General features: G+C 37.5%; 8 protein-coding genes and 1 pseudogene. 6 read left to right on the top strand and 3 right to left on the bottom strand.

Annotated features, from left to right (window positions below; translation table 11 throughout):
• The first annotated feature begins 59 nt into the window (after positions 1–59).
• Positions 60–3,026: pseudogene (locus tag BN988_RS10600) on the top strand (Tn3 family transposase).
• A 186-nt stretch (positions 3,027–3,212) separates the two neighbouring features.
• Here BN988_RS10600 and BN988_RS10595 read toward each other — a convergent pair.
• Positions 3,213–3,752 carry a hypothetical protein gene (locus BN988_RS10595; RefSeq protein WP_036576018.1) on the bottom strand — a complete coding sequence of 180 codons (540 nt, stop codon included), beginning with the start codon at positions 3,750–3,752 and terminating at the stop codon, positions 3,213–3,215.
• Positions 3,753–4,325: 573 nt separating this feature from the next.
• Positions 4,326–6,425: an AAA family ATPase gene (locus BN988_RS10590; protein WP_036576015.1), complete on the bottom strand. Its 2,100-nt coding sequence runs from the start codon at positions 6,423–6,425 to the stop codon at positions 4,326–4,328.
• A 434-nt stretch (positions 6,426–6,859) separates the two neighbouring features.
• Between BN988_RS10590 and BN988_RS10585 the strand changes: the two genes are divergently transcribed.
• Positions 6,860–7,135 (top strand): helix-turn-helix domain-containing protein, encoded by a 276-nt coding sequence (locus BN988_RS10585; protein WP_051557825.1) that lies wholly within the window; start codon positions 6,860–6,862, stop codon positions 7,133–7,135.
• A gap of 133 nt (positions 7,136–7,268) precedes the next feature.
• Here the strand turns inward: BN988_RS10585 and BN988_RS10580 are convergent, their stop codons facing one another.
• Positions 7,269–7,514 (bottom strand): hypothetical protein, encoded by a 246-nt coding sequence (locus BN988_RS10580; protein ID WP_231495216.1) that lies wholly within the window; start codon positions 7,512–7,514, stop codon positions 7,269–7,271.
• Between the two features lie 353 nt (positions 7,515–7,867).
• Here BN988_RS10580 and BN988_RS10575 point away from each other — a divergent pair, with 353 nt between their 5' ends.
• From BN988_RS10575 to BN988_RS10560, 4 genes are all read left to right on the top strand, one after another.
• Positions 7,868–8,848 (top strand): substrate-binding domain-containing protein, encoded by a 981-nt coding sequence (locus BN988_RS10575; RefSeq protein ID WP_036576013.1) that lies wholly within the window; start codon positions 7,868–7,870, stop codon positions 8,846–8,848.
• Positions 8,845–10,290 (top strand): sensor histidine kinase, encoded by a 1,446-nt coding sequence (locus BN988_RS10570; RefSeq protein ID WP_036576010.1) that lies wholly within the window; start codon positions 8,845–8,847, stop codon positions 10,288–10,290. Before BN988_RS10575 ends, BN988_RS10570 begins: the two co-directional genes overlap by 4 nt.
• Positions 10,271–11,680, top strand: coding sequence for a response regulator transcription factor (locus BN988_RS10565; protein ID WP_036576008.1), 1,410 nt, complete (start codon positions 10,271–10,273; stop codon positions 11,678–11,680). The genes BN988_RS10570 and BN988_RS10565 overlap by 20 nt, the downstream gene beginning before the upstream one ends.
• 104 nt (positions 11,681–11,784) lie before the next feature.
• Positions 11,785–13,080 (top strand): ABC transporter substrate-binding protein, encoded by a 1,296-nt coding sequence (locus BN988_RS10560; RefSeq protein WP_036576006.1) that lies wholly within the window; start codon positions 11,785–11,787, stop codon positions 13,078–13,080.
• Positions 13,081–13,329: the final 249 nt, after the last annotated feature.

The following is a 13,329-nucleotide window of genomic DNA, read 5'->3' as shown; positions in this document are numbered from 1 at the left end:
TCTATTGATATATAATTGAACTAATTAACTGAATAATTATGGAAATGGGATGATACTGAATGAAAATTGCGAGAGGTAGAGAATTGCTTACACTGGAACAGAGGCAGGATTTTATGCAAATCCCTGAAGATGAATGGATATTGGGGACCTACTTCACTTTTTCCAAACGGGATTTAGAAATAGTTAATAAGCGAAGGAGAGAAGAAAACCGTTTAGGGTTTGCTGTTCAATTAGCTGTTCTTCGGTATCCCGGTTGGCCATACACTCATATCAAAAGCATCCCGGAATCAGTCATACATTATATATCGAAACAAATCGGTGCCACTCCATCTTCGATTAGTCTTTATCCTCAAAGAGAAAATACACTTTGGGATCATTTGAAAGAACTTCGAAGTGAATACGACTTTGTAACTTTTACTCTAAGAGAATATCGAATAGCTTTTATGCATCTTCATCAATTAGCTTTTGAAAATGGCGATGCCATACATCTACTACATGAATGTATAGATTTTCTAAGAAAAAACAAAATCATACTGCCTGCTATTACTACACTTGAAAGAATGGTGTGGGAGGCAAGGGCAATGGCTGAAAAGAAACTGTTTAATACTGTTAGTCAATCTCTTACAAATGAACAAAAAGGAAAGCTTGAAGAGATCATTACTTCGCAGCATCCATCCGAATCCAATAAAACGATATTGGGTTGGTTAAAGGAACCGCCGGGTCATCCTTCACCCGAAACATTTCTAAAAGTAATAGAACGACTCGAATACATACGAGGAATGGAATTAGAAACGGTACAAATTAGTCATTTGCATCGCAATCGCCTGTTACAACTATCTCGCTTAGGCTCAAGATATGAGCCATATGCATTCCGTGACTTTCAAGAAAATAAGCGATATTCGATATTAACCGTCTATTTATTACATCTTACTCAAGAGTTAACGGATAAAGCTTTTGAAATTCATGATAGACAAATACTTAGTCTGTTATCAAAAGGCCGTAAGGCTCAAGAGGAAATTCAGAAACAAAACGGTAAAAAGCTGAATGAGAAAGTTATACACTTTACGAACATCGGACAAGCTTTAATCAAAGCAAAAAAGGAAAAATTAGACGTTTTTGAGGTTTTAGAATCCGTTATCGAATGGAATTCTTTTGTCTCTTCGGTCGAAGAAGCTCAGGAGCTTGCACGCCCTGCCGACTATGATTATTTAGACTTACTGCAAAAACGATTTTATTCACTTAGAAAATATACGCCAACGCTATTAAGGGTATTGGAATTTCATTCTACAAAAGCAAATGAGCCACTTTTACAAGCTGTTGAGATTATCCGTGGAATGAACGAATCCGGAAAGCGAAAAGTGCCTGATAACTCACCTGTGGATTTTATTTCAAAACGTTGGAAAAAGCATTTATACTAGGATGATGGTACAACAATCAATCGTCATTACTATGAAATGGCTGTTTTAACAGAACTTCGGGAGCATGTTAGGGCAGGAGATGTTTCCATTGTTGGCAGCAGACAATATAGAGACTTTGAAGAATATTTGTTTTCAGAAGATACATGGAATCAAACGAAGGAGAATACAAGATTATCAGTTAGTTTATCATTCGAGGATTATATGACGGAGAGAACCAGCAGCCTTAACAAAAGGTTAAAGTGGTTAGCTACCAATTCCAACAAGTTAGACGGGGTTTCTCTTGAAAAAGGAAAGCTGTCAATTGCACGCTTAGAAAAAGATGTTCCAGAAGAAGCAAAAAAATTTAGTGCAAGCCTGTATCAGATGCTACCAAGAATAAAATTAACCGATTTACTGATGGATATTGCTTATATAACAGGATTTCATGAACAATTTATTCATGCTTCCAATAATCGAAAACCGGATAAAGAAGAAACAATTATTATTATGGCTGCTCTTTTAGGAATGGGAATGAATATTGGTTTAAGCAAAATGGCTGAAGCAACACCCGGACTTACATATAAGCAATTGGCCAATGTATCACAATGGCGCATGTATGAAGATGCAATGAATAAAGCCCAAGCCGTATTAGTAAATTTTCATCACAAATTGCAATTGTCCTCCTATTGGGGAGACGGTACAACATCCTCGTCCGATGGTATGAGAATGCAGATAGGCGTTTCATCGCTACATGCAGATGCAAACCCACATTATGGAACTGGAAAAGGAGCCACCATCTATCGTTTTACAAGTGATCAATTTTCTTCTTATTACACAAAGATTATTCATACTAATTCAAGGGATGCGATTCATGTTTTGGATGGTTTGTTACACCATGAGACGGATCTAAATATAGTAGAGCATTATACAGACACGGCTGGTTACACAGACCAAATATTCGGACTGACCCATTTATTAGGATTTAAATTTGCTCCAAGAATACGAGATTTATCAGACTCGAAATTATTTACAATAGATAAGGCAAGTGAGTATCCAAAATTAGAAGTCATTTTACGTGGACAAATAAATACAAAGGTCATTAAAGAGAATTATGAGGATGTTTTGCGATTAGCTCATTCTATAAGGGAAGGAACAGTTTCAGCATCCCTTATTATGGGGAAATTAGGTTCTTATTCAAGACAAAATAGCTTAGCTACAGCCTTACGTGAGATGGGAAGAATCGAAAAAACCATCTTTATTCTGAATTACATTTCGGATGAATCGCTAAGAAGAAAAATACAAAGAGGATTGAATAAAGGAGAAGCCATGAATGGACTGGCAAGAGCTATATTCTTCGGAAAACAAGGAGAGCTTAGGGAACGAACCATACAGCATCAATTGCAAAGAGCCAGTGCTTTAAACATAATTATCAATGCTATAAGTATTTGGAATACTCTCCACCTAACAACAGCTGTTGAATATAAAAAACGGACAGGTGGTTTTAATGAAGATTTGTTACACCATATGTCACCCTTAGGTTGGGAACATATTAATTTACTAGGAGAATACCATTTTAACTCAGAGAAAGTTGTCTCATTAGATTCTTTAAGACCACTAAAACTTTCTTAACGTTGTTAAAAACGAGGGATTCGTCAGGAAAATAGGCTAAGCGTTGTAAATCCGCATTTTCCTGACGCTACCCCAACCTGTTTCTTTAAGTGGTTTACTAATTTTCATGATTTGTTCTCCTTAGTATGATATTTCACTCGTTTTTGCAGAAATATTAAATACTTATCGTTTGAAATTCACTATGGTTTATGAATTAAAAGTATCAAATGTCATTTCATACAAATCTTTATCATCTAAATTAACAAACTCCTCAATATTTACTCTATATGTGATACTATTTTGCTTTTTAGAGATTTGGCTAAAATATTTTATATTTATATACATATTAGTTGTATAGCCATTATTTTTAATTGTATCTTCAAACTCTTCAAACGCCTTTTTATTAATAGGCATTAAATAAAATTTATTACTAGGCAAAATATTTATATGTTTTTCTTGTAAAACTTTATTTTCATCTTCATCTAAATAAACTTTTATATCAATATTTTTAGCAGTCCCTCCACCTAAATTTTGTAGTTTAAAAGCAGTATTTACATAGTCAGTATCAGATTCAGTTATATTCTTCAATTTCAAACGGTCAGTTTGTTCAATAATAATCTGATCGAAGGCCAAGAATGGTATAAAAGAAATCTTGATTTGTCTTATTTGTACCATTACTGAAACGAAATATAAAATCGCCATAATAAATGTTCCAATTGAACCAATTGCTTGTAAAATACTTAACATTAAATTCCTCCTTATAGTAACTTAGTTCTACTCTATCTAGATTATACAAGCTATGGTTAATAATATAAAATAAAGGATGTATAATTGCCGTATCATTTTAGTAATTCAGGTTTTAAAAATAAAGTTATAAATTAGAAAATCATCAATAATTATTATGCTTTAAATGTCTCTAAATATATTTAAGTGATAAGCCAAATCACTCAATATACCGTTATCTTAATAATTTAGAAGACAAGGGAGAGTAAAATTAATGAAGATTATCAATTTTTTTACTTTAACTTTTCCATCTCTTAAATTTATTAGAAGCTATTTTGGTATAAAAAATTAGAACGTTATTTATGATTTTTCTAAGCTTTTCTTTGTATGAATTATTTTCGCTTATCTTTAAACAACCTTGAATATACAAGAATTTCTTTACTCTTAAGTGATTTATAAAAAGCCACAAAAACATTTTAATTGATAAATAGAAAACGCCAGCAAGATAATTTTCAATTCGAAACTATCTTACTGGCGTTTTTTGTATTCACGTACCAGACTCTTTTTAATATAGATTCCTGTGCTTAATGTAACAGTTTATTTACCTTTAACTATGACTTCATCATTTTCAAGTACGATATCTACATGTTCTACTTCTGTATGATCTAAGTAGTAATCTGTGATTTTGTCGCGTACTTCTTGTTCAACAACACGACGTAACGGACGCGCACCCATTTGTTTGTCGTAGCCTTTGTCAATCAGCCAATCTTTGACATCTTGTGTAACGTTCATTGTGATTCCCTTTTTATCTAATGTTTTTTGAACATCTTCTAATAATAAGTTCACGATGTCTTGTAATGCATCTTTATCTAAATGTTCGAATTTAACGATACCATTGAAACGGTTGAGGAATTCAGGGCGGAAGAATTTTTTCATTTCATCCATAATATCATTAAATTCTTCATTTTCGTCACCAAAGCCAGCATTAGAAGTACAAATAATAATTGTATTTTTAAAGTTAATGACATTACCTTGACCATCTGTTAAGTGACCATCATCCATAACTTGCAATAATAAAGTTAAGATTTGTGGATTGGCTTTTTCAATTTCATCAAATAAGATAACTGAATATGGATTACGTCTAACTTTCTCTGTTAATGTGTTTGAATTATCATCATAACCTACATAACCAGCAGTTGTTCCGATCATTTTAGATACGGCAGTTTGGTCACTATATTCACTCATATCTAAGCGAATTAACGCCTCTTTGTTACCGAACAAATCAATCGCTAACTGCTTTGCAAGTTCTGACTTACCTACACCTGTAGGGCCTACGAAAAGGAAGCTACCAATTGGGCGGTTTCCTTCATCGAATCCAGCACGATTACGACGAATTGCACGAGAAACAAGGTCAACAGCTTTATCTTGACCAATAATTTTATCTTTTAAGCGCTTATTGATTTTTTTCAATCTTTCGATATCACTTGCATCCATTTGAGATACAGGAATACCAGTTAAACGTTCTATTGAGTCAGACACGTCTTTTACAGTAGCTTTAGTATTATTTTTGCCATTGTTGTTTTTTAATTTATCTTCTAGTTCTTTAATTTCTTTTTGGAATTTGTCAGCTTCTTTATACTCTTCGTTACTCACGGCTTTACTTTTATCATCTTGTAATTGTGCAATGCGGTTTTCAATTTCCACTTTATCTACTGCAGGACTTTGTGCTGACAAGTGAGCTGCAGTAATATCTAGTACGTCAATAGCTTTATCTGGCAATAAACGTTGTGGAATATATTGAATTGATAAATCTACACAAGCTTTTAATACGTCATCTGGTAATTCAACATGGTGGTGTTCTTCAAATTTTTCACGGAGACCTTTTAAAATATTAAAAGTGTCATCAGGACTTGGTTCATTAACAAGTACTTCATTAAAACGACGTGCTAATGCAGCATCTTTTAAAATATTATTTCGATATTCATCTTGTGTAGTTGCACCAATAATTGAAAATTCACCACGGCTTAATGCAGGTTTAATTATATCTGATAACCCTTTACTACCAGAATCACCGCCAGTTGAGCCTGAACCAATAATTTGATGAATTTCGTCAAAGAATAATACAACATTTTTCGCTTCTTTAACAGCTTCAACTAATTTTTGGATATTTTCTTCAAAAGCGCCACGATATTGTGTGCCAGCTTCTAAAGAAGAAATATCTACTGAGATGACTTCTTTATCTTTAATAGATGCTGGTACGTTACCTTTAACAATGGCTTGTGCTAAACCTTCAACAATAGCTGTTTTACCTACACCAGCTTCACCAACTAAAATAGGGTTGTTTTTAGTACGTCTACTTAAGACTTCAGCAGTTTCTTGAATTTCTTTATCTCGACCAATTACTGGATCTAATAAATCATCACGTGCTTCTTGTGTTAAATTGCGCCCAATTTCTTCCAAATAATTACTTTCATCATTTTGTCCTTGAGTACTAGATTGTTGAAATGCACGCGCGCTTTGCTCAGCAGAATTTCCGCCTTGTTGTTGCTGTTGTCGTAATTGGGCTAATTGTTCGGGAGAAACCTCTTTACCATTGATATAATATTTTTTATTACCATTATTGACAGATTCTTGCATATCTTGGAATATTTTTCCGAAAATTGAATCAAAATCATCATTGAAAAATCCATTACTCATACATATCACCTCTAAGAAATTTTAGAAATACTTAAGACAACAATTAAATCATAAATGATACAACGAATGCTTCGAATCAATAATAAATGAATTAATTAATTCGAATTATTGTGTCATAATCCTTATTTTTTATATGTCTAAAGCTAATTCTTTAATACCAATCGCTAATTAAATTTAAATTCCTACATATATTATTCCACTTATAGTATATTGTTAAACCTATTGAAAAAATTTTACTTTTTATAACTGTCTAGATTAAAAAATCAAAATTGTTCGTTATTGAAACAAAATTTTTAAACCATCTCTTTTAAAAAGAGATGGTTTTTTAGCATACTATTGTTTCTTATATAGAAACAAAGTTTCTATAAGTTGTTATATAAGAAATATACCTTATTTAAATTTTCTAGTAACATTAAATATAAGAGGTGTTATTAATGATTCAAATATCTAAAACAATTAAGCAAGAACGTTTAAGTCGTGGAATGACTCAAGAAGCACTAGCTGAATACCTTAATACAACAAAAACAACCATTTCCAAGTGGGAAAATGCAACACTTTATCCTGATATTACAATGCTTCCTAAATTAGCAAGAGTATTTAATATTTCAGTGGATGATCTTCTTAATTATAGTATTACTATGACAGATGAAGAAATTAAAAAAGTATCTATATCATTATCTAAGATGATCAATAGAACTTTCGTTGATTAAGTACATTTTTTAATCTATGTATTAAATTTTACCTTTTCTCAAACTCAACAGCTTTCAAAGCTTGCTGTTTTATCTCATATGTTTGAAAATAATCGCTGTCGATAGCACCACGATGAGTTCTTTGTTTCTACTACTATATCAAGAAGAAAATTGCAACTGCAATTAGCAGTGGAGTTAAAATACTTCTCTCTTTGTTTTTTTTCCACATATCTGCCGTGATTGTAATCCCTGCTATAATCATTAAGGAAATCCCAAGTACGTTAATGGTAGTTAGTGTCAGTAGATTTCCGAGAGAAGCAAAAAAACAACCTATTCCAAGAGCCGATAGTGAAAATAAAATGTGGTGTTTTAAAATACCTCTTGGCAGAGTTTTTTTCATCTTTATCCATTTCTAAGTAAGTTTGAACAACCATAAAAGTTCGTATTCCCCTCATGATAAGGAAAGTAACCATTGAATCAGTATCTATATTCATATCCCCCCATCTATGTCTAGCGTACCCGCTAGTCCGCTTTCTCTTCCAACGTATAACTGTTATTTTGAAGATTTCTTAAAATAAATCCAAGCATAGCAAATGTTACGATTTTCCTGTAAATAAAGAGACTATTACTATAATAAAAACATATATACCATATAACCAACCGTTCATTTAATATCCCTCCAAAAAATCCCACGCAATCCACCCTTCCATGCTACAATACTATAAAGCGCTTACAATAAAAGGGGCGACGTTCATGAATAAAAGGAAATATTTATATGGAGCTGCCATCCTAGTATTTCTTGCTAGTTTCATTGGCATGCTGATCTATGGGTACAAAACCTTTTACATAGAAAAGGAGCTGGCTGCCTCAAAGGAATATCGCTATCATTTTGCTTTAATAGCGGAGGAAACAGATAACGAGTACTGGCGGCTGATTGAAGAGGGAGCCAGGAAGGAAGCGGCCAAGCAGAATGTTTACTTGGAATATGTGGCACCACAGAGAGCGGATAATGATGAGCTGCTTAAGCTCTTTGATAGAATGATAGCCGCGAAGGTGGATGGGATTATTGTTCAGGGCATTGAAGGCAGGCGGTTTGTTGACCTGGTACATAAAGCGACAGAACGGAGTATCCCGGTCGTTACAGTGGATACAGATGTGAAAAGTAGTGAGCGAAAGGCTTATGTTGGGACGGATAATCATCATGCCGGGGAACTTGCGGGCAAGAGCATCTTGGAAAATACAGAGGGAGAACAGTTTGTCGGGATTGTCACGGGACGGTTTGATGCGATTAATCAGCAGGAAAGAATCGCTGGGTTAAAACATATACTCGAAGGAAATCCGCGCATCCAGATTGTTGGTGTTAAAGAATCCGGTATCACGGAAATTGGGGCAACCCAGGCAACGTATTCTCTTTTAAAAGAGTATCCGCAAATTACCGCATTGGTCGGGACAAGTGCGCTGGACGGCATTGGGATGGTAGAGGGGCTGGAGGAAATCGCCCCTGATAAGGATGTGTATATCACCGCATTTGACCTCATTCCCGAGACATTGGACGCCATTGAAGAGGGGAAGATCCAGGCCACGATTGCGCAGTTTCCTGAGGAAATGGGGAAGGAGTCCGTAACATCTTTGCTTCAGTTGCAAGAGAAGGACTTACTGGATAACTTAATTTACACGGAGACAGGGATTATCGACAAGGAAAATCTTCCTGCATTACGGGAGGGGCAACCATGAAAACGATCCGGGGAAAGCTACTAATCTATTTCTTCGTGTTTGTCCTGTTATTTCAGATAACCGCCATTTCTATTTTCGTCAGTTCAAACCAGCTCACGACTATTTACCATGATAGCTTTGAACGCTTTTTATTATTAAATTCGATCTCACACCAATCCGAAGTGCTTTATACCGAAACAAAGGCCCTTGTATCCGGAACGAAATCCAAGGATGGAATGGCATATTATGTGGCAAAGCGGAAATTAGAGGATGAAAAGGAACGCCTTAGCCACAAATTTGAAAACCCGAATGAAATCGAAATGAAGAATTACCTCAATCTAATCGATACGTTTATTTACGAGAGTGAATTAACAGCTGGGTTTGTTATAAAGGATGATATCGAACAATACACACTGCATCTAGAGGAAGCAAGGGTCGCCTCAGACTATATTCAGGCAGCAGCACTGGAAATTTTAGATGTGGAGCTAACCGATTATCAATCCTTCTATACGGACATGCAGCAGCGCAACGAGGACTTTTTCCTGTTTATTCTTCTATTATTTAGTACAACTATCCTGCTGGCAATTTTCTTTGCGCTGTGGTTTTCCAAAGGGATTACAAGGCCAATTGCCCATCTATCCCATGCAGCAAGGGATGTGGCCAAGGGGAAGCTGACAGGAGAACCGGTACATGTGGAGTCCAATGATGAATTAAAAGTGTTAGGGGACGCGTTCAATAATATGCGCTCCAACATTCATGGACTTGTAGAGGAAATCAAGGATCAGTCTGAGCTTGATCGGCTTGTAAAGGACATGGAATTAAAGCATTTGCAGAGCCAAATCAATCCGCATTTCTTATTTAATACATTAAACACGGTATCAAAGCTCGCTTATTTAGAGGATGCCAAATCAACATCGAAATTGATTGATTCGATCGCAACATTGCTTCGTCATAGCTTGGGGCAACTTGATAAACAGGTAGCACTACAAGACGAGGTAGCAGTGGTACGCGATTATTTTCATATTCAAAAGGTTCGCTTCTCAGAGCGAATTGCTTTTAAAACGGAGATTGATGAATCCTGCTTAGACATTCGGATTCCGAGCCTGACGCTCCAACCACTTGTGGAAAATGCTTTTATCCATGGGATTGAGACAATGGAAGAGGGCGGCACGATATCCTTAAGCGTTTATCAGGCAGGCCCCGAAGTAATCGTCGAAGTGACGGATGATGGTGTTGGGATGAGCCAGGAGCAAATCCGCGACCTAACGGAGGAAATGGAAGCAGAGAAAGAGCATGTTGGCCATTCAACAGGCATTGGCTTAGCGAACGTGATACGCAGATTACAGCTGTACTATCAGAAAAAAGATGTGGTCGAGATCCTCTCCAATCCAGGAGAAGGCACGACAGTCCGTTTAACATTACCAAAAAAGGAGGGCGAAGCAAATGCGCATCCTCTTAGCTGAAGATGAAATGATTGAGCGCAAAGCGATGGTGAAATTTTTGCAGGAAAATTTTCAGGACATGGAAGTAGTGGGAGAAGCGGCAAATGGACGTATGGCGGTAGAATTGGCGGTTGAAAAACAGCCGGATATTATGTTCGTTGATATTCAGATGCCAGGCCTTAATGGACTGGAGGCCATCGAAAAGATTCAAGCACACAACCCGGCGATTCGATTTATCCTTGTTTCTGCCTATGACTCGTTTGCCTATGCGAAAGAGGCGATGCGATTTGGCATTAAGGATTATATTCTAAAACCTGGCCGCAAGGAGGAAATTGTCAAAACGCTCCTCCGCGTAGCGAAAGAAATTAAGGCAGAAAGGGAGCACCATGCCCAGGAAGAAGCCCTCTTAAAAGAACAGTTGCTGATGAAAATGATGCAGCAGCCAATTGCCCAAGATGACGTACGGCTACAAAAACAATGCTTTCCAGACATGAAAAGTGCAGCCTTTTTTGTGATAAAAGCCACTTCCTCCATAACAGAGGTGGAGCAAGAGCTTTCCGACTTGCTAGCTTGTGAAATCATTTTGTTCGAACAGCAGCATGCTTGGATTATGGGCGCCATATCAGATAAACTTTTGGAAAAGTCAGTGCTTTTACGCGCGGCCAAACAGCTGCAGGAGGCGAAACCCGGCCTGTTTATCGGGATAAGTGAGCCATGCACCTCACTACAAAAAATGCCGGACGCTTATCAGGAGGCCTATGCGGCGTGTATGCAGCTAGAAGGGGCAGATGGCAGGCATTATGGTTTTTATCAAGCCGAACAAAAAGCCATTCCCAATCAACGATTAGTAGAACAAATTACGTCCCATATTGAAGCAGGAAACGCGACAGAGGCGGTATTATTTTTTAAAAAGAACAATAAGGTCCTATCCGATGGGGAAAGGGAGGATTTGTACATACAGGTAAAACAACTGCTAACCAAATACGATACCCCACTACCCCAAGGATCGTTCACTACCTTAAAGACAGAAGATGCCTGGCAACGATTCATCCATCTCTGCTGTGTGCAAATGGGGGAATATCTAAGCTCAAGGCAAACCATCATGCGGGTGAAGGCATATGTACAGGAGCATTTTCGGGACCCGATCACATTAGAGGAAGTAGCGGGTGTCGTGCAATTAAGCCCAAATTACCTCTCCAATTTATTTAAGCAGGAGGTAGGCGAGACCTTTATCGATTATGTGACCCATGTAAGACTGGAAAAAGCGAAAGAGTTGCTGAAGAATAATGCGTACACGCTTAAAGAAATCAGTTTCATGATCGGTTATAAAGACCCAAATTACTTCAGCAGGGTGTTTAAAAAACACTGCGACCTTTCTCCTACCCAGTATCAACGCCAAATCTGTAAATAATGAAGAAAACCGTAAAATAATATAGAAATTGAGTGGTCATTCACCTAGTAACCTACTATATACTAAACATTGAAAGCGGTAACAAAAACAAAGGGGGACTCCATGTGAAGAAATTATTTTACTTACTTTTTGTAGCACTTGTACTTTTACTAGCTGCCTGTAATTCAGATTCAGATACATCAGGCGAAGCAGAAGGCGATTCATCAGGAGATGGAGGCGGCGAAAGTGCTGGTAAAGTCGAAATCTTTAGCTGGTGGACAGGGGCAGGAGAAGAAGATGGTTTATTAGCATTAATTGATTTATTTGAAGAAAAACATCCAGATATTGAAGTAGAAAATGCAGCAGTTGCTGGCGGAGCAGGAACGAACGCCAAAGCTGTTCTAGCCACACGGATGCAAGGGAATGATCCACCATCTACATTCCAAGTACATGGCGGGGAAGAATTGAACAAAAGCTGGGTGGCTGCCGATAAGATGGAGCCATTGAATGATTTGTATGAAGAAAACGAATGGATGGATAAATTCCCAGAAGAACTGATTGACCTTGTAAGCCAAGATGACAATATTTATTCCGTACCGGTAAACATTCACCGCGGTAACGTATTTTTCTATAATATGGCCGTATTCGAAGAGCATGGAATCGAGGTTCCAACAAACTTTGATGAATTCTTCGAAGCAGCTGATGCCTTGCAAGAAGCTGGCGTCGTACCAGTTGCTTTAGGGGATAAAGAATCTTGGACAGCAACGCAAGTCTTTGAAAACATCTTATTAGGCGTTCTTGGACCAGATGATTATAAAAAACTATTCGCAGGAGAAATTGGCTTTGATGACGAGCGTGTCGTAGAAGCAGCTGAGATCTTCGGCAAAATGCTCGACTACGTAAACGAAGACCATGCATCCCGTAACTGGCAGGATTCCGCTCAACTAGTAGCCAATGGAGAAGCGGCTATGATTAACATGGGTGACTGGGCAAAAGGTTACTTTGCGAATGATTTAGATCTTAAAACAAATGAAGACTTCGGGTACTTCCCATTCCCGGCAACAGATGATAGCTTTACCATCATCACCGATACATTTGGCTTGCCAAAAGGCGTAGAAAACACAGACGAAGTAAAAGAATTCTTAACCGTCCTTGGCTCAGTGGAAGGACAGGACGCATTCAACCCATTAAAAGGATCCATTCCAGCACGCGTTGATGCAGACCCATCCAAATATGATGAATACGGCACAGACGCCATGGAAGACTTCAAAAATTCCAGACTTGTACCAAGCTTAGCTCACGGATCCGCAGCATCAGAAGGATTCCTGACAAAAGCAAACCAAGCAGTCAACATCTTCGTAACCCAACGTGATGTCGACAACCTAATACAAGCTTTAACCAATGCAGCAGGTGAGATGTAGGATTTGAATTGAGGTGGCGCGGGACTCGCTTCGAGTGGCGCGAGATTCATGAGAAGTGGCGCGAGATTCATGAGAAGTGGCGCAACTCCCAGGCAGAGCGACGCAAAGTGAAACCAAAGCGACGCAAAGTGAAACCAAAGTGGCGCAGAGTGAAACCAAAGTGGCGCAAAGTGAAACCAGAGTGGCGCAAAGTGAAACCAGAGTGACGCAAAGTGAAACCACCGCATCACGTCAGCTCAACACACCTAT

The sequence above is a fragment of the Oceanobacillus picturae genome, from assembly GCF_000612865.1.
Lineage (GTDB): Bacteria > Bacillota > Bacilli > Bacillales > Amphibacillaceae > Oceanobacillus_B > Oceanobacillus_B jordanicus.
Note: the sequence above shows the minus strand (reverse complement) of the source record. Positions and strands in the feature narration are given on the sequence as shown.